The sequence below is a fragment of the Amaricoccus macauensis genome (genome assembly GCF_014201905.1).
Classification (GTDB): domain Bacteria; phylum Pseudomonadota; class Alphaproteobacteria; order Rhodobacterales; family Rhodobacteraceae; genus Amaricoccus; species Amaricoccus macauensis.
In genome coordinates this window covers 506,976-531,757 of record NZ_JACHFM010000001.1, presented here as the reverse complement: position 1 = coordinate 531,757, position 24,782 = coordinate 506,976, and the positions used below count along the sequence as shown (strand labels likewise).

Genomic DNA, 24,782 nt, shown 5'->3' with positions numbered 1-24,782 from the left:
AGCCGCGTCCGCCCGCAAGCCTTGGCGCGCGGCGCCGGTCGCGGCAGTCTGGCCCCATGACCGATCCGCCCCTCTGTCCGCTCTGCGGCCGGCCGATCCCGCCCGGGGCTCCCCAGAGCCGGCACCATCTTGTGCCGCGCCTGAAGGGCGGGGCGCGGGGCGAGACCGTGCTCTTGCATCAGATCTGCCACAACGCGATCCATGCGGCGCTGAGCGAGGCCGAGCTGGCGCGGGCATGGACCGATGTCGCGGCCCTGCGGGCGCATCCGCGACTTGCCCGGTTCATCGAGTGGGTGGCAACGCGACCGCCGGACTTTCACGCGCCGACGGCGGGGGGCCGGCGCGCGTGGCGGCGACGCTAGGGATTCTCATCGCGGCGGTGGACTATCTGCGGCGGAGCGCCATTCTGCGGCGGACAGGCATTCACGCAGCCATTCACGAGGAGACAGTGAGATGTCCCATCCCGCCATCGCAGCCGGCAACGTCGCGGTCATCACCGGCGGGGGCGCCGGCATCGGCCTCGCCGCCGCCGAACGTTTTGCCGCCGCGGGCATGAAGGTCGCGATCGCCGACCTCGCTGGCGACCGGCTCGCCAAGGCCGCCGCGCGGCTCGCCGAGGTCGCACCGGGCGGGGCAGGGGACGTGCTCGCGGTCGCGACGGACGTCAGCCGCGAGGCCGAGGTCGAAGCGTTTGCGGCGGCAGTGACGGCCGCGTTCGGCGGGGTCGATCTCCTGATGAACAACGCCGGCATCCAGCCCGATACCGACGTCTTCGGTCCGGCGGAGACCTGGGCGAAGCTTCTCGGCGTGAACCTCTGGGGGGTGATCCACGGCGTGCGGGCGTTCGTCCCGGCGATGCTGGAGCGGGGCCGGGCCGGCGTCGTCATCAACACGGGCTCGAAGCAGGGCATCACCACGCCGCCCGGCAACCCGGCCTACAATGTCTCGAAGGCGGGCGTGAAGGTCTTCACCGAAGCCCTCGCACACCAGCTCCGAAATGCCCCCGGCGCGAAGCTGACCGCGCATCTGCTGATCCCGGGCTTCGTCTTCACCGAGCTGACCCGGAACGGTCGCAGCGAGAAGCCGACCGCTGCATGGACGCCTGAGCAGACGGTGGACTTCCTGCTGGAGCGGCTCGCGGCGGGCGATTTCTACATCCTCTGCCCGGACAACGACGTGTCCCGCGCCCTCGACGAACGACGCATCCTCTGGGCCGCGGGCGACGTCGTCGAGAACCGCCCCGCGCTTTCGCGCTGGGATGCGGACTACGCCGCGGCGTTCGAGGCATTCGTGAAGGGCGGCGCCTGACGGCGCGAGGCGGCCGGGGCGCGGCCCCCCGGCCGGCCCGATCAGAATTGATCAGAATCATTGTCCGCCGACCCAGCACCAGCCATCGATCGATCTTGCGTAATTCCAGAACATCGGGGGGTGAGGCGTGGCCACGATATTCGGCACGAACGGCGTTGATGAACTGCGCGGGACCGCGACCTCGGACGCGATCCACGGCTTCTGGGGGGACGACAGCCTCGTCGGCGTGGGTGGCAATGACCGGCTTTTCGGCGGCAATGGCGCCGACACGCTCGACGGCGGCGACGGAACAGACCTGCTCGACGGCGGCGGCGGCCTTGATCTCATAGTCTATTCCAGCAACACCTCACCGGTCCGCGCGGACCTGAGGACCGGAGTTGTCAGCTTCCCCGGCCAGAGGTGGCGCTCGGAAACGATCGTCAGTATCGAGGGGATCGAAGGCGGGTCCGCTGGCGACACGTTCATCGGCGACGGTGCCGCGAACACATTCCGGGGCAACAACGGCAATGACGCGCTCTCGGGCAACTACGGGTCCGACACGCTGATCGGCGGTGCCGGCAACGACAGCCTCGACGGTGGCAACGGCCCGGACAGCCTGGCGGGCGGCTTCGGCAACGACACGATGCGCGGCGATCTCCACGATGACATCTTCTTCTCCACGGTGATGGTGGAGGAAGTGGACGGAGATGACGCCATCCTCATCTCCGACGGCGTCGACTTCATCGATGGTGGGGCGGGCAGCGACACGCTCGTCGTCACCGTTCCGACTTATCTCGAACACTGGAACCGGGTGTGGGTCACGCCCGGCGTCAAGCTGAACATGGCGCTCGGCACGCTCGTCGTGGCGGACGCCGAGCGGGAGAGGGTCGTCAGCATCGAGAATGTCGAAACCGGGGACGGCGATGACGCGGTGAACGGCAGCACCGCCGACAACCTGATCTCGGTGCACGATGGCGACAATGTGGTCTTTGCCGGGGCTGGCAATGACACGATCATCGGGGGCGAGGCGGGCGAGGAAACGCTGAATGGCGGGGCTGGCGACGACGAGATCCACGGCAACGGCTCGATCTACATCGCTCCCGAAGACTACGGCGGTTATACGGCGGTCAGCACTGATGCCCTGAGTGGGGGCGAGGGGAATGACACGATCCACACCGGCTGGGGCATGGCCGACGTCTCCGGCGGCGAAGGCAGCGACACCTACGTGATTGCCGACCGCGTTTTCACGCAGGTGTTCGGCGTCTACGATTTCACCTATCTGCATCCGAGTGTCACGATCATGGATTTCGAGCGCGGGGAGAAGATCGAGCTCGACGTCGATCCCGCGCACGGGCCGCTGACCTTTGTCGGGCGGACGACGATCCTCGAGTACAGCGAAATCGGCTATGAGGTCGTCGGGAACGACACCATCATCACCCTGCGACTGGCGCCTCTCACGGAATACGATGACGACTACATCGATCGCCTGCAGGTGACGCTCGCCGACTACACCGGCCCGCTGCCAGACCTTGTCTAGCGGAAGCAGAAGATCGGGAGATTGGAGGCGACGACCGGAATCGAACCGGTGTGCACGGATTTGCAATCCGCTGCGTAACCACTCCGCCACGTCGCCTCGCCGTTGGAGGCATTAGGTTTTTCCGGGGAGGTGGTCAAGCGGTTATCACTCCGGTTATCAGGTTGCTGTTCCGTGCTTGTTCTGTTCACCGGCGTTTCTCCCGCGCCCGGAGCGCAGCCATCTCCTGACGGGCCTCACCCGCATACTTCCTGACCATCGCCTTCGTGGAGTGGCCCGAGTAGGCCATGATCTCGTCGTCGTCGCAGCCAGCCCAGGCGAGTTCCTTGACCGCCCGGTAGCGAAGAGCGTGTTGGTCGTGCGCCTCGACGCCGAGGCGCTTGCGTTCGGCCAGCAATATCTGCGCCATGCGCCGGTAGGTCATGGGCAAGCCGTCAGCCTCGGTGATGATGAAGAGGCTCGGCATGGGCGCGTAGGGCAGGGCTGCCTTGGCCGTGTCGAGGGCGGTCTTCAGACTCACCGTACAGGGCAGGAGCAAGGGCTTGTCGCTCTTGTTCTGGCGCAAGCGGAGGCTGTCTCCGTCATAGTCTCCCCAGGTGAAATCCACCCAGTCGCCCGGCCGCTGCGCGCTGCCCACAGCGATCTCGAAGATCAGGCGCGGGAGGGGTGAGGCGTTCTCGCGCCACTTCGCCACTGCCGCATCGGTCCACGGTTCGTGCGGCTTGCGCCGGTCCTTCGGCACCTTGAGAAGCTCCATCCCCCGGGCGGGGTTCTCGGTCAGCCAGCGCTTGCGAACGATCACCTTGAAGATAAGGCTGATCGCCACCGGGATGTAGTTCGCGAAGCGGACCCGGTGCTTGTTCTTGTCCATCGCAGCGTAGATGTCGGGTGCCGTCAGGCGGGCCACGTCGCGCTTGCCGATCTTCTCCACGAGGTAATCCAGGATCGGCTCAAGGTCGGCGCGATACCGGGGGGAAAGCTCGTGCCATCGGTCATCGGCGCGGAGAAGGTCGATAGCGGCCTTCCAGGAGCGGCTCGCTTCGGCGCGCTTGCCGGTGACGATCTCCCAATAGAGCCGATCGCCCTCCGTGGTGTCCGGCTCGTGCCAAACGCCTTTGTCGTCGCGGAGGGGATAGGTCTTGCCGTTCTTCCGGACCCGGGTCCGGCCGTGACGATCACGCCAGAGGAAGCGCTTCACCATGTGATCTCGCCCTCGATGGACTGTCCCGAGATGATCTTCTGAAGCTCCTGCACGTCCCAGCGCTTCAGCCCCCCGAGCAGCTTCGGGCGCGGCAAGTGCCCGCCCTCGACAAGAGCCGCGAACTCGGTGGGCTTCATGTCGAGAAGCTGCGCCGCGGTGCGCTCGGTCGCGAAGAGGGGGGCGGGATGGGCACCCATAGTCAGGCCTCCACAGCCTCGCGCAACTCCCGCGGCGCGGCGGCGGCGAAAGCTCCGACGTTCACGAGGTTGTCGACCATGACCGCATAGCCCTCGAGCTCACGCAGATCGTCGGACTCCCATACCGACCACCCGTGGAGGCCATTCGCCTCTCGGGCGTAGACCATCGCATAGAACTTCTTCCACGGGCCGTCGCCGCGAAGCGCAGTGATGAGGTTCGGCGCGACATTGTATCCGAGACGAAGCGCGCTTGCCCGGTCGACCCTTGCATCGGTGATGAGCTGCCACGCGAAGTGGAAGGCCACGGCCTCCCGGAGCGAGTAGCTCCACCGGCCGTTCGGCTGCACCCGCCCGTAGACCTCGATAAGGCCGCGGTAGCGCCAATCTCGAAGCATGTCGGCGTGAACGTCCGAGATTTGCGACACCTCCATCGGCGAGAGAACGTGCTTCTCGGGATCAAACACCAGAGCCTCCATGATAAGTTGGGACGGCTTGTACCGTCGCAGCTTACGACGGTCAAGCCGCGGATTCGGTGCTGGGACGCTAGGCTCGGTGTGACAGGCAGTTCCCACGCGCCAGATCATTCTCACAATTCCGCGAGGCGGCTGAAGTAGAGCATGGCTCGGCCGATGCGCCGATAGTGATCATCGCCAAGATCGTATTCCGAGTCGAAACCCTCCATCAGCTCACGTGCGAGGCGCCGAAGGCGCTCTTGGTTCGTCTCGACGACCTCCAGCGCCGATGCCGGCACCGCTACGGTGATCGCGACGGCGGGGGCCTTGCTGAGTAGGGAGCGGCGCGAGATATTAGCCATGGGTTTCCTCCAGGAGCAGTCTTTCCGCGGCGCTGACGTCGACGCCGGGCACGGCCTCTCCGGCCGCCGTTCTGGCGGGTGTGGTCATTGGGTTTCTCCCTTGGTTGCTCGGTCGATCATGTGATATTCTGCGTATCAAGTGATACATCATGATAGAACGGCGATCAAGTGATATGAATGAGATCACAGCAGAGCAAATTCGGGCGGCACGCGCCATGCTTAGGATCACGGCCCAGCAACTAGCGGAGGCGGCTCGGGTAGGTGTTGCTACGGTGCGACGAGCTGAGGCCGAGACGGGTGTGGTCAGCATCACGGTCGCGAACGCTGCGGCAATCCGCGCCGCCCTCGAAGCGGCTGGCGTCGAGTTCATCGCGGAGAACGGGGGTGGAGCGGGGGTGAGGCTCAAAGCTTCATGAAGCCATCTCTTCCGATCTTGATTTCCATTCTGTCTCTCGCCGTCTCCGGGCTGTCATACCTGTCAAACCGCGAGGCGCTTGATGTCAGCCGGGAAGCGATGAGAAAAGCCGAGGAGCAGAATGACAGATCTGTTAAATTGGAGATCGAAAAGATTGCTCAGGATGCGAAGATTGTTAATGATAGATCTATCATAGATATTTACAATGTTAGGGAGCAATGGGTTCAAGCATATATTGATGCTGATCGGTATGGCAGTGCCGCCAGAGCCGACCGCGGTTATCAAATCCAGGAGCTCTTGGAAATAGCGGAGAGCCTTGCAAAAGATCTAATATACAGAGTAAGTAGTATTAAAGATATTCCAATTGACGAACAATTGTTGTACATGCGGGAACTAAAGGCGCAGATCGATAGGATTGCAGACGCCGTCGTCGTACAGTTTCGGCAGTTGGAGCAGTTCCGTGCTGCACAGGACAATCCGACACAAAGAGTAGAGTGAACAGACCTTCTCCTGCTCAAGAGCGAAGGCCGGGAGCATCGCCCCCGGCCCCTCGGTGCCACGCGGTGCAAGTCCGCTGCGCCCTCTCCCGCGGCGGCTAAGGTCAACCGCCCGAAGCTTGTCGGAGTTTGCCCACAACCCGACTAACGGGGCCGCTTCGGGGGCCATCGCGTCCCGGGCGCGGCCTGCCCATCTCGTCTACCGCTTCAGCGCCTCGGCCCAGTCGACTGCGCCGAACGCGGCCGCGATCTCCGCCGGCGAGAGCCCGGCGCCTTTCGCCTCCGCCAGCGCGCCAATGAGGCCCTGCACCGCTCTTGAGCTGCCGCCAGCATCGAAGGCTTGCGTCGGTCCCATGACGTCGATTGCCACCGGCATCCCGAGCTTCCCGGAGGCCTCCTCGGCGAGGAGCTCGGCGATCGGCTGCAAGGTCCATTGCGCCAGGTGCCGCTGCGCCTCGCGCACGAGCGGCCCGGTCGTTGCCGGCGACAGGAGGCCGGGCAGAACACCGAAGGCGCTCATGATCCCGCTCCGCGCCGTCTCGAGGCTTTCGACCGCCAGGCTGTCGCGCAGGTTGGGCGTGAGGTCGGCGGGACGCCAGTCGGCCGCAGGAGCCGGCCCGCCGGCTGCGGTGACGGTGACACTCTCCCGCAGGAGGACTCGCCCCCGACGCCCGCGGAAGTCTCGGCCGAGCGTCTCGTTGTCCATTTCGGGGTTCTCGGGCATGGGAACCACTTGGCTGCCAAGGGGCGCCAGCGCGTAGACTTCGCCGAGCGCCGCCTCAAGCGAGTGCAGCAGCTCCGCCGTGAGGCTTGCCCGCCGCAGCGGCGCGCTGCCCGACCACGGCGCCACCGGGTCACTGCCTATCCGCAGGTGCAGCACCTCGGCCGCAAGAGCAGTTTCCGAGCGCCCGCCGCCAGCCTCCGAGACGCTGAGCCGATAGGCCCTCGGGCGGCCGTTGCGGGTCGAGAGGTCCCAATCGGCGCACGGCACGAGCATGTCGTCCCGGATCAGGAACACTGCCTCGCCGCGCAGTGCCAGTGAGCGCGCTAGGAGCGCCATGGTGCGCCGGCCGAGGAGGTCGGTCCCGTCGACCTTGGCCATGGCAAAACCAGCCTCCCAGAGCGAGACGCAGCTTTGCACCGAGCTCGTCAGCTCGCCGAGTCCGGAGCGGCCGGCGATGTAGCTCTGCCGCGCGGCGAGGATCTCCGCGGTGTAGCCGGCGGCCATGCCCGAGCGCCGTTCCAGCTTCGGGCGGCGGAAGATGTTGAGGATGCCCATCACGGTGCCCTCCGATAGGGGCGCAGCAGGTCCGCAGCACCGGAATAGGTGAGCGCTCGGGCGAGCCAGACAGGCGCCCGCTCGTAGCTTTCGCGGAGCTGGCCGCCAAGCTCCACCGTGCGCGAACTCGCGCCGTCGATCCCATGCTTCTCGGAGCTGTACTCGGCCAGGCGTCGACAGGCTTGGAGCACGTCCGCGGGCGGGTCTTCTGTGAAGCCGAGCGTGCCGGTGATGCGATAGTGCGACCTGTCGCCGAGGGAGCGGCCGCCGAGCGGATCGGCTGCGAGCGTGGCGGCTCCCCAGGCCTCCCCGCCCCAGGCCTCTACCGTGGAAACGGTGAAGGGGTGCAGCGGAGCCCGCCAGGCGCCGCAGCCACCCTCAATGATAAAGGAGCAGGAGCGCACGCCCCAGCGCCAGGCGATCCATGATTCGATTCGGCGCCAGATCACTTCCGGCTCGATCGCCGCGGCCCGGGCAGAGAGCCCGGGAATGACAGGCCAGAGCGTCGGGCGGCCCTCGTCGGTCCTGAGCGTCGTCATGGGCGCCACCTCCGGAGATGCGACACCGGGCGCGGCAGGATCAGGCCTGAGCGCGCCTCGACTTCCGTCTCTTGGTAAGCCGGCGAGACGACGAGAGAGAGCTCGAAGAGGAGCGCCTGCAGGATCGTACGGATCAGTGCGCGGCCCTCGGCCGGATCCTCCTCCTCGGTCTTCTCCGCCTCCTCAGGCGGGACCGCGGCCGGGGGCGGAATGCGGAAGCCGGGCGAGACGCCGCCGATCAGGCCGGCGCGCAACGCCGCCCAGAAGTCTGCGAAGAATGGCGCCGCTTCCAACTCCGGCGCGACGCGCGCCTCGAAGCTCAGTGCCTCGGGGGTGTCGCGCAGCAGGAGCGAGCCGTTGTTCGTCGAGGCGAGCGGCCGATCGTAGGAATGCCCGACCAGGAGATGAATCGTCTCGCGCCGCTCCACCCGATAGGCGAAGGCCTTCGGCGCGATCACTTCCTTGCGGGGCCGGCCGGTCCTGCCGCCATCGCTCAGGACGGCGCGCTTCCCGTACGGAAAGCGTCCTCTGATCTGGCGGCCGCCCGCGGCACCGGCCGCGCGGAGCTCGAGCCCGCCGAGCGCCGCGCCGAGCTGAAGCTCCTCGCCCATCATGCCAGCCGGAGCCCCGTCAGGATCTCGAGCTGCGCCGGCCGCGCCACCGTCACGTCGATCGTCGCCAGCGCGGTGATGCGCAGGCCGCCAGAGGCCGCATCCGAGAACGGATCGCGGACCAGGTCAACGGCGCCCCAGGTGCCCACAAAGATCGGCGGGACGCCACCGGCCGAGGTCGTGAGCAGCCCGGTCACAGCCAGAGGCGAGCCACTCGGCGCCGGTAGCGCGTTCGTGGTGAGCACCAGGTTGCCCGCCGGGATGCTGCCGAGAAGCCGGTCCCACTCCGAGACCGCCGTGCCCGACACGAGCGCGCCGTCGAGGAAGCCCCAGAGCTCGGGCCGCAGCAGCGCCTTCACCGCCGCCGGGCCGGTTGCAGCGTTCGCGGTCATGAACCGCACGACGCCAGCCCGAAACGCCGCCCAGGTCGCTGAGGCCGCGATCGCGGTTGAGGTGATGCCGTAGGTGGCTGCGCCGGTGACGACGCCGAGCGGCTGCCCGTTCGCCCCGGTGCCGAGGAAGACCGCCTTGTCGGTCGCCACGGCCATCGCGCCATTCATGTCGCGACGCACCGCGTCCTCGAGCGCCGCGCCGCTCTGCTTCAGCGCCTTGCGCGAGATCTTCATCTGCACGCCGAGGGTGTTGTTCGGCGCCAGCGCCCGGTCGGCCGTGACGAAGGTGGTCGGCCCCGCGACGTTCGCGAGCTCGCCGTCCGCCCAGCCCGCGGTGACGTTCGAGGTCACCACCGGCCATTCGATTTCGCCCGAGTCGATGTTGACCATCTGCGCGCCCATCTTCGCCGCCACGCTGTCGGGAAACAGCCGGTCGATGATCGGGCGCGTCTGGATCGGGTCGGGCGTGCCCGCCGCCACCGTCTCGCCGGCGCGGGTTTCAAGCGCGGCCCACGGCACCGGGATGCCGCGGTAGCCCCCGGCCGAGCGCAGCTCCTGCACCACCTCGGCCGTGCGCCCATCGAGTGGGCGGCCCTCGTCGAGCGCGAGCGCCACCTGCCGGAGCTCGAAGCCGGCGAGGAGCTCGGCCCAAGCCTTGCCACCGCGCTCCTCGAGTTCGCCTTTCGCCTCGCGCCGCTCGGTGTCCTCGGCGACGAGCGCCGCGCGGAAGCGCACCTCGTTGCTCCGATACTCCCGGTCGAGGCCTTCCATGCTCCGGGTCTCGTCTTCGGTCGGGGTCTCCTTGCCGACGAGCTCGGCGAGGTTCTGGCGGATCTCCGACTGCCGCCGCTGGATCTTCACGCTATCGAGCACGGATGCTCTCCTCTTCGGCCGTGATGGGGGTTCGGGCGAGCTCGCGCACGGCCGCGCGCCAGGCTGCCCGTTCTGGTGAGGTCGGCGCCTGCCCGAGCTCGGCCCGGGTGGCGATGTTGTGACAGGAGCCGCAGAGGCTCCGCAGGTTGCCGAGGTCGAAGCCAAGCTCGGGATGCGTCCGCACCGGCTTCACGTGATGCACCTCGAGGCGCCCGCGGGCGCCGCACTGACAGCACCGCCAGCCGTCGCGGCGGAGTGCCTCGAGGCGAAGCGCCTTCCACCGCGGCGAGCGGCAGACGACTTCTGAGGGACGATGCCAGCGTCTCACGCCCATTGCGGCGGCCTCACGACACGGGCGCCGCGCGCCGCGATCCGGGCGCCCTCGGCGACGGCCAGGACGGACGCCGATGCGGCGTCGATCCGCCCGAGGCTGCGGCCCTTGGTGAGCTTCAGGTTGCCGGCCGGGTCGCGGAGGCAGATCGCGTCCGAGAACGCCGAGCGCAGCAGCAGCGACGGCCGCGCCCTCACCTGCCCGTCGAAGCACGCGCGCCGGAAGCGGTCGACGTCCTCGGAGCCGTCGCGGAAGCCCATGCCGCGCCAGACCACGGGCGCCTTCAGGCCCGCCTTGTCCATCGCTTCACCGAGCTCGGCCTGCTTGAAGCGGTCCGCGGTGACGGCCGCGATCGTCTCGCCCTGGACGTGCTGCAGCACCTCGCGGAGCCACGACGCAACCGGAACCGTCATGGCGCCGAGGGTGCGGAGCTCGCCCCGGTCGGCCATCTCGCCGTAGCGCCCCGACACGCCGTCGCGCTGCCCGCGGTCGAGGAGGGACGGCTTCGTCGGGAACCACCCCAGCGCCTCGAGGCGACCGGTCTCGTACCAGTAGAAGGTCGCCGCCGTCATGGACGACGAGCCGCCGAGGTCGATCCCGATCACCACCGGGCCGGAGCGCGCCGGCAGCTCCGCCACCTCGCATGCCAGCCACTCGTCGAGGGTCAGCAGGAGGTCGCGCGCCTCGCCCGAGACACGCTCGTTGCGGTTGTAAAGCCGGAAGCTCGTCAACGCCGTGCCGCCCTGCGCGATCGCCCGCCGCGCCGTGGCGAGGAGCCACTCCACCGACGAGCCGATGCCGAGCTTCGCGCCCGGGTTCGCCGCGAGGAGCGAGGCGAGGTCATCGGCCGGCAGCCCCGGCGCTGGACGATGCTCCTGCACGAACTTGCCGGGAAGCTCCTCGTCGATCCAGCGCGAGAACGGGTGCGCGTCGTCGGCGGCCGAGGTCGAGATGATGAAGGCCCGTCCGCCGCGCTTGCCCAAGCCGGAAAGGAGCGCCTGCTCGAGGTCGTCGCCGCGCCCCACCGGCCAGTGCCCGCGCTCATCCATCAGCACCAGCGTCGGAGCCGAGCCGAGTGCCGACTTGCCATCGGCCGCGATCGCCCGAAGGAAGTGCGAGCCGCGCTCGTCCTCGTACTCGATTTCCAGCCGGGGCGATCGCCGGAAGGTCAACCGCTTCTGCGTCTCCTCGGGCAGTGTCGCCGCGAAGCCTGCCGCGAAGTCCCAAGCGATGCGCGCCTGGTCGCGGGTGCGCGCCGCCAGCACGATCTCGCGCCGCGGCTGCCTGTCCCACTCGCCCAGGAGCGAGCCGAGTGAGATGCCGGCCGAGAGCGCGGACTTCGCGTTGCCGCGCCCGATGCTCAGCACTGCCACTTGGGTCTCCGGCGCCAGCGCGCCCTTGACGAAGCTCCGCTGGAACGGGGCGATCTTCATCGGCTGCCCGGCGAGCGGCCCCTCTGGGATGCTCAGGGACCGCAGGAACCGGAGGGCTTTCGAGGCGTCAGACACGGACCCCTCCCGCGCAGCGCGAAAGGAAGATAAGACCCGCGCGTGGTCCCCTACCGCCGAGGCCGGGCATTGGGACCATTTTCAATGCCGTCCCGCCGGCTGCACGTCGGTCTCGACCTCGTCGGCCATCTGCCGCACGATCCGCGCCGCCTCGACTGGCCCGAGCGCCAGCCGCAGGCCCTTCGCCCCCACGCCCAGCACCACGGCCGAGGCGACGTTGAGCTCGACGCCCTGCTCGCAAGACTGGCGGAGGATGCTCAACATCACGTCACGGACGGCGAGGCCCGCCGCAGAGAGAAGCGCCTCGGCCTGCTCCTCAGGCTCCACACCAGTCGCCCGCACATGCGCCATCACTCCGCCCTCTCCCACTGGCGGATCAGAGTCTTGATGATCTCTCTGTTCTCAGCGCGCAAACGCGCCTGTTCCGCCCGTTCCTCGTTGGTCAGAGGGGGAGGCGCAGGAGGGAGGGACGGCGGAGCGAGCTCGCCGAGAACTCGAGCGAACATGAGGCGGGTCGCCACGAGCTCGTCGCAAGCATCCTTCAGCTCGGCCCATGTCGGCCAGAAGCGCCACACCTTGTCGAGCAGCACGTACTTGGCCACATCCGCCGGGTAGCTCTGCAGTCGCGTGACGTAGGCCCTCAGACGTAGTGCCTCGGTGACGTCTTCCTCGGGCCGTCTGGCGACGATCACGGATAGCTCGGCTAGCCAGTCTTCCAGCGCCTCCTCCGGCGCTGAGGTCATGAAGGCCTGAACCTGCCGCAAGGCGCGCTTGCGTTCATCATCACACACGTCCCGGATGGCAGCGCGAAACGAACCGTAGGCTTGCCCGTCCGAGGAGATTTCATGGTAGAGGGGCCTGACCTCGACGCTGATCAGCGAGGACAGCCGCGATGCCGCGGCCGCGTCCACCTCCCGGGGCTGGCGCTCTGCCAGCCATCTCGCTGCCCGCAAACTGTCGGCTCTTGCGAAGCCATGAGCGCCAGGAGGCATCCCAGTCTGCTCGGCGAGTGCCATGGGCGAGATAGTAATCGAGGTATGATCGTGCTTCACGATTCGCCTCCTCGGGCGAGAAGCCGAGCTCGGAGGCGTCGGCGAAGTTGCGGATGGAAGGGGTCCAGTCTGGAGGGATCGGGCTCGCTTGGGCGCGCGCACTCTCTCTCTTCTCCTGACGGTTTCTTGACGGTTCTCTTAAAGGTTCGGGTGCATCTGATGCGGGGTTTCCTGTCGTCAGATGCGGGGTTTCTGTCGTGGGATGCGGGGTTTCTGCATCCGAAACAGGGTTTCCCGTGCGGGGTTTAGCCGGCTCCAAGAGGTTTGCGGTGATGGTGTACCGGTTATTGATCCGCCTGCCGCCGCCCTCTTTAACAGAGATCAACCCGCGCTCGGGATCGGCGAGCCTGCGGATCACGTTCTGGACACCACGCTCCTTCATGCCGGTGCGCTGGCAAAGCCGAGCCACGGACGGGTAGCAGTGGCCCTCAACATTGGCGTGGTCGGCCAGAGCGAGGAGCACCAAGCGCTCGTATGGGTCGAGATCCTCGCGCTCCCAGACGGCCGTCATGAGCTTGATGCTCACAGCTGGCACCCCCGCCCGAGCCAGTGCTTTTGCCGAGATTTTGGTGCCGGAAGCGGGTTCTCAGGTTCACCTTCCGTTGCCGGAATGTCCTGATAACATTTCGATGGGATATGGTTGATTTCGAAACACAAATCCGGGGATTTGCAATCCGCTGCGTAACCACTCCGCCACGTCGCCTCGCGGTCCCGGGGATTAGGTTCTCCGGCTTCTGGGGTCAAGCAGTATCGGCGCGTGGTCGCGGGCTATTGGCCTGACCTGCGGGGTGGCGTGCCGGGGCAGGGCGGCAGTCGTTGCCGCAGCGTGGGAAATGTGCCAATCCTCGGGCCGAGCCGAACTGCTGGAACCTGCCGATGACCGATTTCGCCGCCGCCCGCGAAGCCATGGTGGACCGTCAGGTCCGGACTGCGGATGTCACGCTCTATCCCATCATCGCCGCCATGCTCGCGGTGCCGCGCGAGGACTACGTGCCCGACGCGCTGACCGAGGTCGCCTATTTCGGCGAACACGTGCCGCTCGGTGGCGGCCGCGTGGTGCTGGACCCGCGCGTCTTCGCGAAATTGCTCGACGCACTGAACGTCGGCCGGGAGGACCTGGTGCTCGATGTGGGCTGCGGGCTCGGGTACTCGACCGCGGTGCTCGCCGAGATGGCCGAGGCGGTCGTCGCCGTCGAGGAGGGCGAGCTTGCGGCGGAGGCAGAGCGCCGCCTCGGGCTGCATTCCGTCGATACGGCGATCGTCAAGACCGGGCCGCTCGCGGCCGGCGCGCCCGAGCATGGACCCTTCGACGTGATCCTCGTCGAGGGGGCCATGGAGGTGTTGCCTGCGGCGCTCGAAGCGCAGCTGAAGCCGGGGGGGCGGATTGCCGCCATCTTCGTCGGCGGCGGCAACGGGCAGGCCAGACTCGGGCTTCGTACCGGTGACGAGATCACCTGGAGGCGTATCTTCGATGCAACGGCTCCAGTTCTGCCGGGGTTCGTTGCGACGAAAGCATTTGAATTCTGAAGAACGTGAGCCGATAACTGCAAGTGGAGCCCGGTCAACGGGCCGCTGGCGCATGCAGGCGCACAGGGATCACGAAGGACAGGCAGTTCATGCGTACGCTCTTGAGAACATGTGCCGTTGCAGCCCTGCTGGCGCTGGGCGCCGGGACGGCAGGGGCGGAGTCGCTGGCGGATGCGCTGGTGAAGGCCTACCAGACCAGCCCGTTGCTCGAGGCGAACCGCGCCGCGTTGAAGAGCCTCGACGAAGGCGTGCCGCAGGCGGGTTCCAAGAAGCGGCCGCAGGTCGGGGTCAGCGTCGGGGCGACCACGCAGTCGAGCGTCGAGGATGTCGATGGCGATCATCTCAGCAACGCGCAGGCGGCGCTGTCGGCGTCCCTGCTCGTCTATGACCACGGCCAGACCGCCGCGGCGGTCGCCGCTGCGACCAACCGCATTGCCGCCGGCCGCGCCGACCTGATCAATGTCGAGCAGCAGGTGCTCTACAATGCCGTTGTCGCGTTCGTCGACGTGCGCCGGTCGCTGGAGTTCGTTCGCCTCGGCCGGAGCGATGTCGAGCGGCTGACCGAAACTCTCGACGCCACGCAGAATCGCTATGACGTGGGCGAAGTGACGCGTACCGACGTGAGCCAGAGCCAGTCGCGGCTCGCCGCCTCGCGCTCGACGCTCGCCGACTCGCAGGGCGCGCTCGAGGTCGCGCGTCAGACCTACCGCGAGGCGGTGGGGACGCTGCCGGGCAAGCTCGACCCGTTGCCGCCGCTGCCGGCGGTGCCGAAGACGCAGGCGGAGGCCGAGCGGATCGCGCTCCAGCGTCACCCGCAGATCGTGGCGGCGCAGTTCACCGAACGCGCCGCGGTCTACGACTTCGACCGGGCCGTGGCGCTGAAGGGGCCGACGGTGTCGGTCAACGGCTCTGTGGGCGCGGAGCGCGGGAATACCAATGGCTTCTGGGATGGCGTCGGTTACGGACAGGTCGGCATCGAGGGCAATCTGCCGCTCTATACCGGTGGCCAGAACGACAGCGTGATCCGGCAGGCGCAGGATCTGCTCGACCAGCGGCGTTTCGAGCTTCAGGACACCGCGCGCACCGTCGCCCAGCAGGTGGCGGAAGCTTGGTCGAACCTCGCGACCTCGAAGGTGACGATTTGCGCCCGCCGGGAGCAGTCGGAAGCCGCCCGTATCGCCGCCGAAGGCGTGGCCGAGGAAGCCCGGCTCGGCGCGCGCTCGACGCTCGACGTGCTCGACGCGGATCAGGAGCGCCTGCAGGCTGACGCGGAGATCGTTCAGGCGGTGCGCGACGAGTACGTGGCGGGCTACGCCCTGCTGCGCGCAATGGGGCTGCTCACGGTCGAGCATCTGAAGCTCGGCATCGAGACCTACAACCCGGACACGAACTTCGTCGCCGTGCGGGATGGCAAGCCGGGTGGCTACGATACGTCGGCCGTCGACCGGATCCGCGCGCGCTGGCAGCAGCAGTAGCGCGATGGCGATGAGCAAGGGCCCGGGTGAGGGGGAGTCGATCGCCGACATGCTCGCCTCGATCCGGGCGGTCGTCTCGGCCGAGACCGACGCGCGGGTGACGGGCGACGGTGAGACGGTCCTGATGCTGACGCAGGACATGCGGCGAGACGCGGGTGGTCTCGCCGAGGGTCTGGACGACGATTCCGATGATGACGATACTGATGCGGTGCAGGCGGCCGCTCCGATTCTCGACGAGGAGTCGCTTCGGAGTCTCATCAACCAGATCGTGCGTGAGGAGCTTCAGGGCGAGCTTGGCGACCGGATCGGTCGCAACCTGCGCAAGATGATCCGTCGCGAGATCGTGCAGATTCTCGACGAGCGGGAAGCGGCCGACCCGAAGGCCTGACCGCTCCCGCACGGGTGACGCCTTCGGCCGCCGTTGCCCCGCCGGAGGGAAATTTCCGAGCCGGTCCCGGGGGATCGGCCATCGGCCGGTGACCCGGCCCCCCGCGAAACCCGGGCCGAATCCTGCGCCGGATGCAGCATCTTTGGCGCCAATACCGGCTGCTGCGATTGACGTGGCACCGGTGCGATGCCACAAGCCCCCCACGCCTCAGGGGGTCTCCAGCAGGGACGGGAGTTGGTGTCAGTCACCCGACGCGGGGAGGCCAGTCTTCCCCTCCTCCATCCGGATGTAATGCATTCCTCACGACTGAGCCGTCTCGGCGTGGTCGATGTGGGATCGAACTCCGTTCGCCTCGTGGTCTTTGACGGCGTGGCGCGGAGCCCGGCGTATTTCTACAACGAGAAGGTGCTCTGCGGGCTCGGCCGTGGCCTTGCCGAGACCGGTCGGCTGAACCCGGACGGGCGGGAGCGGGCAATGGCGGCGCTCCGGCGCTTCGCGGCACTCGCCGGCCGGATGCGGCTCTCCGGCATGATCGCGGTCGCCACGGCGGCCGTGCGCGATGCGACGGATGGGCCTGCGTTCTGCGACGAAGTGGAGCGCGAGACCGGGCTGCAGTTGCAGGTCGCGACCGGCTCGGAAGAGGCGCGCCTGTCGGCGAACGGGGTGCTCCTCGGCTGGCCGGGTGCGGACGGGCTCGCCTGCGACATGGGCGGTGCGTCGATGGAACTGGCGGAGCTCCGCGACGGAGAGATTGGCGCCTGCGCCACCGCCGCGCTCGGGCCGTTGCAACTGGCTGACATCGAGGATCGCGAGAAGCGGGAGAAGACGATCCGCCGGCGGGTGAAGGCGCTGCGGAAATCGGTCGATGGTGCGGCGTCGCATCTCTTTCTCGTGGGCGGCTCATGGCGCGCCCTCGCGCGTCTCGACATGGAGCGGGTCAACTACCCCCTGAAAGTGCTGCACGGATACGAGCCGCCGGTGGGACAGCTCGTCGAGACCTGCCGCTGGATCCAGTCGCGTGACCAGACGGCCATGGCCGCGATGATGGGGACAGCGCTGCAGCGCGTGCCTCTCCTGCCGCTTGCCAGCGAGGTTCTGGTCGAGGTGCTGCGCCGGATCGAGCCGGAGCGGGTGATCGTCTCGTCCTACGGCCTGCGTGAGGGGCTGCTGTTCCGGCAGATGCCGGAGGCGATGCGCGGACTCGATCCGCTGATCGAGGCCTGTCGACATGTGGAATCGGTCTCCGCGCGCTGCCCCGGCTTCGGCGATGCGCTCTTCGCCTGGCTGCAACCGCTTTACGCGGCGCTCCCGGGGACTGACTTGCGGCTGGTGCTCGCCGCCTGCCTGCTGCACGATTCGAACTGGCGGGCACACCCGGATTATCGCGCGGAACTCTGCTTCGAGGCGGTGATCCGTGCCAACTTCGCGGGCCTCGATCATCCTGACCGGCTGTTCCTCGGCCTCGCGTTGCTCAACAGATACAAGGCCTCGGCGCCGATCGATGAAGTGCGGCGCTACGGCGAGCTGTTGCCGCCGGAGCGGGTCGCCGAGGCGGCGGTGCTCGGCCGGGCAATGCGGCTTGGCGCCATGCTGTCGGGCTCGGCGACCGGGGTGCTCGAGAATGCCACGCTGACGCTTGAGGACGCACGGCTGGTCCTGACCCTCACCGGCGAGGCCCGCGGCTTCGCTGGCGAGGCAGTCGTTCGCCGCCTGCAGACGCTCGCCACGCGGCTCGGATGCGCCAGCGAAGTGTTGATGGCGCCCTGAAAAGAAGCTGCGACAGCAGAAAAGCGGCCTGCGAAGCAGGCCGCTTTTGATTCCTCCCCAGACTTGGGCCAGCACCACTGGGTGTTCGCCTTGTCGGGTCTTAACTCGGAGACCTTTTGGCTCTTCCGTAGCCCGGGCATTCCCTTATCGGCCAAGCAAGACATAAACAGTTTCATGCATGGAATGCAATGCTGAATCGACCCCAGCGCAAGGCTCCGGGCGGCCCGGCAGAATGAAACCGGTGAGAAAGGCTCTTCTTTCGGCCGCGAACCGCCGCTCTTACAAGGTTGAAATCAGCAAAACAGACAAAAGTTGCGACGCATGCGGGTGATTCGCTGTCTGTATTGCAGTGCAATAATCCTTTGGTGGAGGCCTGTGGCTTTGACGCGATTTGTGCGCGGGCGGGTTGCGTGGTGTGAAGCCGGGCGCTATGTAGGCTGGCGGTGCGGGTATGGTGTAGTGGTAGCGCCTCAGCTTCCCAAGCTGATAGTGCGGGTTCGATTCCCGCTACCCGCTCCAGTATCTTCCGCGGCACTCAGTGCGCTTCTTCCCCCTTTACTCGCGATGCCAACGCCCTCAGGTTGCCGCCTGTGGCATGGGCACTGGAAGGGACTGCACATGGGCTGGATCAGTTTCCTCATCGTCGGGTTGATCGCCGGTTGGATCGCCGGAAAGATCATGAAGCGTGAGCATGGACTGCTCGAGAATCTCGTCGTCGGTGTCGTCGGCGCCTACCTCGGCGCCTTCCTGTTTCGACTGCTCGGACTCGCGTCGACTGGCCTGATCGGCGCCATCGTCGTGGCGATCATCGGGTCGGTGGTGTTGCTCGTCATCGTCGGCGCGCTGCGCAAGCGAAGCTGAGGCTTCAGCCGAAAACCGACCATCCGGTCCGGCGGGCGAGTGCCTCGAGTGCCTGCCCGCCGAGCCGCGAGTTGCCGAAGCCGTCCAGGCCCGGTGACCAGACGCAGATCGCCGCGCGCCCTGGCGCCACCGCGAGAATACCGCCGCCGACGCCGCTCTTGCCCGGCAAGCCCACGCGATAGGCGAAGTCGCCCGAGGCGTCGTAGAGCCCGCAGGTCAGCATCAGCGCATTGATCCGCCGCGCCCGTGCCGGCCGCACCACCGCGTGACCCCGCACGGGATCCCGACCCCCCGCCGCGAGGAACAAGCCGGCCCGCGCCAGCTGGCGGCAGCTCATGGCAATGGCGCAGTGGTGGAAATAGACGCCAAGCACCTTGTCGACGTCGTGGTCCAGACGGTCGAACGAGCGCATGAACCAGCCGAGCGCCTGATTGCGGGCGCCGGTGGCGAGTTCCGACGCCGCAACGGCTTGATCGATGAGGATGTCCTCGTCGTCGGCCAGATAGCGCATGAAGGTCAGGATTTCGCCGATCGCCTCGCGCGGCGAGTGTCCGGCCATGGCGACGTCGGTGACGACGATCGCCCCGGCGTTGATGAACGGGTTGCGCGGCCGCCCGGCCTCCTGCTCCAGCTGGACGATGGAGTTGAACGCCGAGCCCGACGGCTCGCGCCCGACCCGCGTCCAGAGGCTTTCGCCGATCCGTCCGAGTGCCAGCGTGAGCAGGAAGACCTTGGAGATCGACTGAATCGAGAACGGCCGGTCGGCGTCGCCGGCAGTGACGACCTCGCCCTCGGGAGTGATGACGGCGATGCCGAACTGCCGCGGATTCACCTGGGCGAGTTCGGGAATATAGTCGGCGACCTCGCCTTCGCCGATCCGCGGCGCAAGCTCGGCATAGATGTCCGCGACGATCCGCCCGAGGTCCGGCGCGGCCATCGGCGCTCAGCTCGCGCGTGCCCGGCTCTCGGCGATGTAGAGCTCGCGGAGCCGTTTCGTGACTGGCCCCGGCGCGCCGTCGCCGAGTGGTACGCCGTCGATTTCCACCACCGGCGTCACGAAGGCCGAGGCCGAGGTGATGAACGCTTCCGCCGCGCCCTGAGCCTCGGCGATGGTGAAGGGCCGTTCCTCGACGCGCATCCCGGCGGCCTCGGCGTAAGTCATGACCGCGGCGCGGGTGATGCCGTGCAGGATCGCCGCCGAGAGGTTGCGGGTGACGATGGCGCCGTCGGCGGTGATGATCCAGGCGTTGTTCGAGGTGCCCTCGGTGACGAACCCCTCCTCGACGAACCATGCATCATCGGCGCCGGCCTTCTTCGCGATCATCTTGCACATGGATGGGCCGAGAAGCTGCGTCGTCTTGATGTCGCGGCGCGCCCAGCGGATGTCCTGCACCGAGATAACCCGGATGCCCTTCGCCGCCGTCGGCGATTCGATCAGCGCCTTCGCCTGGGTGAAGGCGACGAGCCCCGGCTCGGAGGATGCAGGATAGGCGAAGTCGCGGTCGGCCGCGCCGCGTGTCACCTGCATGTAGACCGCGCCTTCGGTGAGCCGGTTCCGCTTCAGGAGCTCGCGGTGCATCTCCTCCAGCCCGGCGTCGTCGAGCGGCGTCGTGAGTTCGAGCGCGCCGAGCGAGCGGTGGAGCCGGGCGAGATGCCCGGGGAAATCCACGAGCCGGCCGTCGAGAACGCTCGTCACCTCGTAGACCGCGTCGGCGAAGAGGAAGCCACGGTCGAAGACGCTGATCTTCGCGTCGGCCTCAGGCAGGTAGTCGCCGTTCACATAGACAATGCGGTTCACGATCTTACCCCCAGAGTTCCGGTTCCGGCGGATACACCCCGCCCGCGTCGTAGTGAAGCCCGTGCGGCCGGTCCGCCGCCAGCAGGAGCGGGCCGTCGAGATCGACGAAGGCCGCGCCCTGCGCCACCACCACGGCCGGCGCCATGGCGAGCGAGCTTCCGACCATGCAGCCCACCATGATGCCGAAGCCGAGCGCCTCTGCCTCGGCCCGGAGTGCCAGCGCCTCGGTCAGACCGCCGGTCTTGTCGAGCTTGATGTTCACCACATCGTACTTGCCCGCAAGGCCCGCGAGGCTTGCCCGGTCGTGGCAACTCTCGTCCGCGCAGACCGGCAGCGGGCGCGCCATCCCGGCAAGTGCTGCGTCGTCACCGGCAGGCAGCGGTTGCTCGACCATCTCGACCCCGAGCTTCAGGAGCGCGGGGGCGAGGGCCGCGTAGCTTTCCGGCGTCCAGCCTTCGTTTGCGTCGACGATGATCCGCGCCGCGGGCGCGCCGTCGCGCACCGCCTCGAGCCGCGCCATGTCGCCGTCACCGCCGAGCTTGATCTTCAGGAGGGGCCGCGACGCCTGCCGGGCCGCTTCCGCCCGCATGGCGTCCGGCGTGTCGAGCGACAGCGTGTAGGCGGTGATCTCGGGCCCGGGTGCAGGCAGTCCCGCGAGGTCCCACACCCGGCGGCCGGCGCGCTTCGCCTCGCAGTCCCAGAGCGCGCAGTCGACGGCATTGCGCGCGGCGCCGGCTGGCAGCAGCGACTGCAATGCCGCGCGATCGAAGCGGGCGGGCAGGGATCGCACCTGCGCCCGCACGCTCTCGATCGTCTCGCCATAGCGGGCATAGGGGACGCATTCGCCCCGCCCGCGCACGCCATCCGCCTCGACCGTCACCGTCAGAACCCGGGCTTCGGTCTTGGAGCCGCGACTGATGGTGAAGGTCTTCGCCAGCGGAAACACTTCGGTCTCGATCAGGAGCTTCACTGACGGACGTCCTCTGTCGCGGGGCCGGGGGCGCTCACGCGAGCGCGTCCACGAGCCGCCCCGCTCCGTGCCGGAACGGATCGGTGGTCGGCAGTCCGAGGCGCGCCTCGGTCTCGCGGAGAAGCCGCTCCGCGGCGCCCGCGTCGAGCCCGGCGGTGTTGATCGACACGCCGCTCACCCGCACCTCGGGGTTGACGATCCGCGCCATGTCGAGGGCGAGATCGCGCAGCGCCTCGAGCGACGGCAGCGTGTACTCCGGAAGACCCCGCATGTGCGTGCGGGTCGGCTCGTGACAGAGCACGAGCGCGTCCGGCTGGCCGCCGTGGATGAGTGCCAGCGTCACACCGGAGTAGGACGCATGGAAGAGGCTCCCCTGACCCTCGATCAGATCCCAGTGGTCCGCGTCGTTCGCGGGCGAAAGCGCCTCGATGGAGCCGGCCATGAAGTCGGCCACCACCGCGTCGAGCGGGACGCCGCCGCCGGTGATGAGAATGCCGGTCTGCCCGGTGGCGCGGAACGTCGCCTTCATGCCGCGCGCCCGCATCTCCCGCTCCATGGCGAGGGCGGTGTACATCTTGCCGACAGAGCAATCCGTCCCGACCGCGAGGCAGCGCTTGCCGGGCCGGCGCCTGCCGGTCGCGATCGGATAGCGGTGCGGCGGTACCCGTACGTCGTGCAGCGCGCGCCCGGTCTTCATGGCGACGGCTACGAGCTCGGGCTCGTCCCGGAGCAGGTTGTGAAGCCCCGAGGCGAGGTCCATCCCGGCCTCGAGTGCCTGAGAGAGCACCTCGACCCACGCCGGCGAGATCACCCCGCCGCGGTTCGCGACCCCGACGACCATTGTCCGCGCGCCCTTCGCCGCCGCCTCGGCCGGCGTCATGTCCGGCAGGCCCATGTCGGCATTGCAGCCCTGCATCCGGTACTGGCCGAGCGCGGCGTCCGGGCGCCAGTCGCGTATGCCCTGCGCCACCTTTGCGGCAAGGGGGTCGGCGGCATCGCCGAGGAACAGCAGGTAGGGTCCTTCGATCATCGTCGCCTCCGCTGGTGCTGGCTGAGGATATGGCCCGGTCAGCCGCTGGCAAGCCCGGAAACGTTGCGTTTCCAGCCTGCGTGGTTGCCCGTGCTCCCCCTTTCGCTCCATGGTCCGGCGGACGAGGGACGCAGGAATACGGGCGGAGGACTGCGATGGGACGGCTGGTCAATGGGGTCTGGGAGACGGGTCCGGTGGCGCCAAAGTCGACGGACGGCAGCTTTCAGCGCGCTGACAGCGCTTGGCGGAACTGGATTACACCCGATGGCGCGCCCGGCCCCACGGGGCGTGGCGGCTTCGCGGCCGAGAGCGGGCGCTATCACCTTTATGTTTCGCTCGCCTGTCCGTGGGCTCACCGAACGCTGATCTTCCGGGCACTGAAGGAGCTCACGCCGCATATCAGCGTTGATGTCGTGGATCCGTTGATGGGCGAAGATGGCTGGACCTTTGCCACCGATTTTCCCCGAACGACGGGCGACACCGTGCTCGGCACGGCGTTCCTGCGCGAGGTCTATCTCGCCGACGAGCCCGAGGCGACGACCAAGGTGACAGTGCCGGTGCTCTGGGACAAGGCGACGAGCCGGATCGTCTCGAACGAGTCCTCCGAAATCGTCCGGATGCTGAATTCCGCCTTCGACGGCGTCACCGGCAACACCCTCGACTTCCATCCCGAGGCGCTCCGCGACGAAATCGACCGGGTGAACGAGCGGGTCTATCCCGGTCTGAACAATGGCGTATACCGTGCCGGGTTCGCCCGCACGCAGGCGGCTTACGACATCCCCGCCAGGGAGGTGTTCGAGACGCTCGACTGGATGGAGGATCGCCTCGGCCGCTCCCGCTACCTCGCGGGCGACCGGCTGACCGAGGCGGATTGGCGCGCCGCCACGACGCTCTTCCGGTTCGATCTGGTCTACAACACGCACTTCAAGTGCAACCGCCGGCGGATCATCGACTATCCGCGACTCTGGGACTACACGCGTGAGCTCTACCAGACGCCCGGCATCGCCGAGACCGTCGACTTCGAACATATTGTCAATCACTACTACCGTAGTCATCCGGAGATAAATCCGACCCGGATCATTCCGATCGGCCCGGTGATCGACTGGACCGAAACGCGCAGGGGCGGCACGCGGGCCGCCGCCTGATCCCGGGCGCCTGATTTGATGTGCCGGAAGCGACTTGCACCTTGACGCGGAGGGAGCGACGGTGGCGCCAGACCAGAAGGGGGAGGCCCAATGCAGGACATCGTGATTCTCGACGGAGCGCGCACCGCCATAGGCACCTTTGGCGGCAGCCTCTCGGCGATCCCGCCGATCGCGCTGGCGGCCACGGCCGCGAAGGAAGCGCTGGCGCGCTCGCAGGTGGACGGCGGCCAGATCGGCCAGGTCGTCTTCGGCCACGTCATCAACACCGAGCCGCGTGACATGTACCTCTCGCGGGCGGCGGCGCTGGAAGCGGGCGTCCCCGACACGGCAGCGGCAATGAACGTCAACCGCCTCTGCGGCTCGGGCGCGCAGGCGATCGTCTCGTGCGTGCAGGCGCTGGCGATGGGCGAGACGGACTTCGCGCTGGCCGGTGGCGCCGAGAGCATGTCGCGCTCGCCCTACGCGCTCACCACCGCCCGCTGGGGCCAGAAGATGGGCGACACCAAGGCCATCGACATGATGGTCGGCGCGCTCACCTGCCCGATGGGCACCGGGCATATGGGCGTGACCGCCGAGAACGTCGCGGACGAGACCCAGATCACCCGCGAGGACCAGGACGCCTTCGCCGCCGAGAGCCAGAACCGGGCCGGCGTCGCGATCAAGGAAGGCCGCTTCGCGAGCCAGATCGTGCCGGTCGAGGTGAAGGTGAAGCGCGACGTGGTGGCCTTCGCCACCGACGAGCACCCGAAGGCCACGACCGCCGAGACGCTCGCCAAGCTGAAGCCCGCCTTCAAGAAGGACGGCACGGTGACCGCCGGCAACGCCTCGGGCCTGAACGACGGCGCGGCGGCGGTGGTGCTCGCGACGGCCGACGCGGCGAACGTCGCCGGGCTGAAGCCGAAGGCGCGCATCCTCGGCTACGCTGTTGCCGGCGTTCCGGCGCGGATCATGGGCGTCGGGCCGATCGCCGCGGTGGGCAAGCTGCTCGAGAAGACCGGGCTGACGGTCGATGACTTCGACGTCATCGAGTCGAACGAGGCCTTCGCCGCGCAGGCGATCTCGGTGAACCGTGGCCTCGGCCTTGACACCGCGAAGGTGAACCCGAACGGCGGCGCCATCGCGCTCGGACACCCGCTCGGCGCGACCGGCGCGATCCTGACCGTGAAGGCGCTCTATGAGCTGGAGCGGATCGACGGCAAGCGGGCGCTCGTCACCATGTGCATCGGCGGCGGCCAGGGCATCGCCCTCGCCTTCGAGCGGCTGTCCTGAGGTCTGACGCCACCAAACGTGG

Annotated in this window: 27 protein-coding genes, 2 tRNA genes and 1 pseudogene; 12 read left to right on the top strand and 18 right to left on the bottom strand. The window is 67.9% G+C overall.

What is annotated here, in order from left to right; translation table 11 throughout:
• Positions 1–56 precede the first annotated feature (56 nt).
• The 3 genes from HNP73_RS02560 to HNP73_RS23870 all read left to right on the top strand — a co-directional run bounded on the left by HNP73_RS02560 (position 57) and on the right by HNP73_RS23870 (position 2,824).
• A complete protein-coding gene (locus HNP73_RS02560) occupies positions 57–362 on the top strand; it encodes an HNH endonuclease (protein WP_184146813.1) in 306 nt (101 codons plus the stop codon).
• Positions 363–453: 91 nt separating this feature from the next.
• The gene (locus tag HNP73_RS02555; protein ID WP_184146811.1) at positions 454–1,308 is read left to right on the top strand and encodes an SDR family NAD(P)-dependent oxidoreductase; all 855 of its coding nucleotides are present in this window, start codon (positions 454–456) and stop codon (positions 1,306–1,308) included.
• Positions 1,309–1,435: 127 nt separating this feature from the next.
• Positions 1,436–2,824 carry a calcium-binding protein gene (locus HNP73_RS23870; protein WP_184146809.1) on the top strand — a complete coding sequence of 463 codons (1,389 nt, stop codon included), beginning with the start codon at positions 1,436–1,438 and terminating at the stop codon, positions 2,822–2,824.
• 22 nt (positions 2,825–2,846) lie between these two features.
• Here the strand turns inward: HNP73_RS23870 and HNP73_RS02545 are convergent.
• The 5 genes from HNP73_RS02545 to HNP73_RS02525 form a co-directional block, all read right to left on the bottom strand.
• Positions 2,847–2,920: transfer RNA gene (locus tag HNP73_RS02545), tRNA-Cys, on the bottom strand.
• 88 nt (positions 2,921–3,008) lie between these two features.
• Positions 3,009–4,022, bottom strand: a complete 1,014-nt coding sequence (locus tag HNP73_RS02540; RefSeq protein WP_184146807.1) for a tyrosine-type recombinase/integrase — start codon at positions 4,020–4,022, stop codon at positions 3,009–3,011.
• On the bottom strand, positions 4,016–4,219 hold the full coding sequence (locus HNP73_RS02535; RefSeq protein ID WP_184146805.1) for a hypothetical protein: 204 nt from the start codon (positions 4,217–4,219) through the stop codon (positions 4,016–4,018). The genes HNP73_RS02540 and HNP73_RS02535 overlap by 7 nt, the downstream gene beginning before the upstream one ends.
• A gap of 2 nt (positions 4,220–4,221) precedes the next feature.
• Positions 4,222–4,683, bottom strand: a complete 462-nt coding sequence (locus HNP73_RS02530) for a hypothetical protein (RefSeq protein ID WP_184146804.1) — start codon at positions 4,681–4,683, stop codon at positions 4,222–4,224.
• A gap of 122 nt (positions 4,684–4,805) precedes the next feature.
• Positions 4,806–5,033 carry a hypothetical protein gene (locus tag HNP73_RS02525; RefSeq protein ID WP_184146802.1) on the bottom strand — a complete coding sequence of 76 codons (228 nt, stop codon included), beginning with the start codon at positions 5,031–5,033 and terminating at the stop codon, positions 4,806–4,808.
• A 412-nt stretch (positions 5,034–5,445) separates the two neighbouring features.
• Here HNP73_RS02525 and HNP73_RS02520 point away from each other — a divergent pair, with 412 nt between their 5' ends.
• Positions 5,446–5,946 carry a hypothetical protein gene (locus tag HNP73_RS02520; protein WP_184146800.1) on the top strand — a complete coding sequence of 167 codons (501 nt, stop codon included), beginning with the start codon at positions 5,446–5,448 and terminating at the stop codon, positions 5,944–5,946.
• Positions 5,947–6,144: 198 nt separating this feature from the next.
• Here HNP73_RS02520 and HNP73_RS02515 read toward each other — a convergent pair whose 3' ends face one another.
• From HNP73_RS02515 to HNP73_RS24050, 9 genes and pseudogenes are all read right to left on the bottom strand, one after another.
• Positions 6,145–7,224: a phage portal protein gene (locus tag HNP73_RS02515; protein WP_184146798.1), complete on the bottom strand. Its 1,080-nt coding sequence runs from the start codon at positions 7,222–7,224 to the stop codon at positions 6,145–6,147.
• Positions 7,224–7,763, bottom strand: coding sequence for a hypothetical protein (locus HNP73_RS02510; protein WP_184146796.1), 540 nt, complete (start codon positions 7,761–7,763; stop codon positions 7,224–7,226). The genes HNP73_RS02515 and HNP73_RS02510 overlap by 1 nt, the downstream gene beginning before the upstream one ends.
• Entirely contained in the window at positions 7,760–8,377 is a 618-nt protein-coding gene (locus HNP73_RS02505; protein WP_246399476.1) for an HK97 family phage prohead protease, read from the bottom strand. The genes HNP73_RS02510 and HNP73_RS02505 overlap by 4 nt, the downstream gene beginning before the upstream one ends.
• Positions 8,374–9,639 (bottom strand): phage major capsid protein, encoded by a 1,266-nt coding sequence (locus tag HNP73_RS02500; protein ID WP_184146794.1) that lies wholly within the window; start codon positions 9,637–9,639, stop codon positions 8,374–8,376. The genes HNP73_RS02505 and HNP73_RS02500 overlap by 4 nt, the downstream gene beginning before the upstream one ends.
• Positions 9,629–9,973 (bottom strand): HNH endonuclease, encoded by a 345-nt coding sequence (locus tag HNP73_RS02495; protein WP_184146792.1) that lies wholly within the window; start codon positions 9,971–9,973, stop codon positions 9,629–9,631. Before HNP73_RS02495 ends, HNP73_RS02500 begins: the two co-directional genes overlap by 11 nt.
• Positions 9,964–11,478 (bottom strand): terminase large subunit domain-containing protein, encoded by a 1,515-nt coding sequence (locus tag HNP73_RS02490; RefSeq protein WP_343063182.1) that lies wholly within the window; start codon positions 11,476–11,478, stop codon positions 9,964–9,966. Before HNP73_RS02490 ends, HNP73_RS02495 begins: the two co-directional genes overlap by 10 nt.
• Before the next feature lie 81 nt (positions 11,479–11,559).
• Entirely contained in the window at positions 11,560–11,829 is a 270-nt protein-coding gene (locus HNP73_RS02485; protein WP_184146791.1) for a hypothetical protein, read from the bottom strand.
• Complete coding sequence (locus HNP73_RS02480; RefSeq protein WP_246399475.1) at positions 11,829–12,530, bottom strand: hypothetical protein; 702 nt, start codon at positions 12,528–12,530, stop codon at positions 11,829–11,831. Before HNP73_RS02480 ends, HNP73_RS02485 begins: the two co-directional genes overlap by 1 nt.
• Before the next feature lie 352 nt (positions 12,531–12,882).
• Positions 12,883–13,041 (bottom strand): annotated as a pseudogene (locus HNP73_RS24050) (helix-turn-helix domain-containing protein); the annotation flags it as partial.
• A 365-nt stretch (positions 13,042–13,406) separates the two neighbouring features.
• On the opposite strand from HNP73_RS24050, the gene HNP73_RS02470 reads away from it, so the two are divergent.
• From HNP73_RS02470 to HNP73_RS02445, 6 genes are all read left to right on the top strand, one after another.
• The gene (locus HNP73_RS02470; RefSeq protein ID WP_184146784.1) at positions 13,407–14,057 is read left to right on the top strand and encodes a protein-L-isoaspartate O-methyltransferase family protein; all 651 of its coding nucleotides are present in this window, start codon (positions 13,407–13,409) and stop codon (positions 14,055–14,057) included.
• A gap of 89 nt (positions 14,058–14,146) precedes the next feature.
• Positions 14,147–15,532, top strand: coding sequence for a TolC family outer membrane protein (locus tag HNP73_RS02465; RefSeq protein WP_184146782.1), 1,386 nt, complete (start codon positions 14,147–14,149; stop codon positions 15,530–15,532).
• 4 nt (positions 15,533–15,536) lie between these two features.
• Positions 15,537–15,920 carry a hypothetical protein gene (locus HNP73_RS02460; protein ID WP_184146780.1) on the top strand — a complete coding sequence of 128 codons (384 nt, stop codon included), beginning with the start codon at positions 15,537–15,539 and terminating at the stop codon, positions 15,918–15,920.
• Between the two features lie 291 nt (positions 15,921–16,211).
• On the top strand, positions 16,212–17,687 hold the full coding sequence (locus HNP73_RS02455) for a Ppx/GppA family phosphatase (RefSeq protein ID WP_184146778.1): 1,476 nt from the start codon (positions 16,212–16,214) through the stop codon (positions 17,685–17,687).
• Between the two features lie 445 nt (positions 17,688–18,132).
• A tRNA-Gly gene (locus HNP73_RS02450) sits at positions 18,133–18,206 on the top strand.
• Positions 18,207–18,305: 99 nt separating this feature from the next.
• Positions 18,306–18,548, top strand: coding sequence for a GlsB/YeaQ/YmgE family stress response membrane protein (locus HNP73_RS02445; RefSeq protein WP_184146776.1), 243 nt, complete (start codon positions 18,306–18,308; stop codon positions 18,546–18,548).
• Positions 18,549–18,552: 4 nt separating this feature from the next.
• Here HNP73_RS02445 and HNP73_RS02440 read toward each other — a convergent pair whose 3' ends face one another.
• The 4 genes from HNP73_RS02440 to dgcN are packed head-to-tail and all read right to left on the bottom strand — an operon-like array spanning position 18,553 to position 22,346.
• Positions 18,553–19,485: a glutaminase gene (locus tag HNP73_RS02440; RefSeq protein ID WP_184146774.1), complete on the bottom strand. Its 933-nt coding sequence runs from the start codon at positions 19,483–19,485 to the stop codon at positions 18,553–18,555.
• Between the two features lie 6 nt (positions 19,486–19,491).
• Complete coding sequence (locus HNP73_RS02435) at positions 19,492–20,346, bottom strand: D-amino-acid transaminase (protein ID WP_184146772.1); 855 nt, start codon at positions 20,344–20,346, stop codon at positions 19,492–19,494.
• Positions 20,347–20,350: 4 nt separating this feature from the next.
• The gene (gene dgcA, locus HNP73_RS02430) at positions 20,351–21,316 is read right to left on the bottom strand and encodes an N-acetyl-D-Glu racemase DgcA (protein WP_184146770.1); all 966 of its coding nucleotides are present in this window, start codon (positions 21,314–21,316) and stop codon (positions 20,351–20,353) included.
• 34 nt (positions 21,317–21,350) lie between these two features.
• Positions 21,351–22,346, bottom strand: a complete 996-nt coding sequence (gene dgcN, locus HNP73_RS02425; protein ID WP_184146768.1) for an N-acetyltransferase DgcN — start codon at positions 22,344–22,346, stop codon at positions 21,351–21,353.
• Positions 22,347–22,501: 155 nt separating this feature from the next.
• On the opposite strand from dgcN, the gene HNP73_RS02420 reads away from it, so the two are divergent.
• Together HNP73_RS02420 and bktB are read left to right on the top strand one after the other, a co-directional pair.
• Entirely contained in the window at positions 22,502–23,491 is a 990-nt protein-coding gene (locus tag HNP73_RS02420; RefSeq protein ID WP_184146766.1) for a glutathione S-transferase family protein, read from the top strand.
• 90 nt (positions 23,492–23,581) lie between these two features.
• Positions 23,582–24,760: a beta-ketothiolase BktB gene (bktB, locus tag HNP73_RS02415; protein ID WP_184146764.1), complete on the top strand. Its 1,179-nt coding sequence runs from the start codon at positions 23,582–23,584 to the stop codon at positions 24,758–24,760.
• Positions 24,761–24,782: the final 22 nt, after the last annotated feature.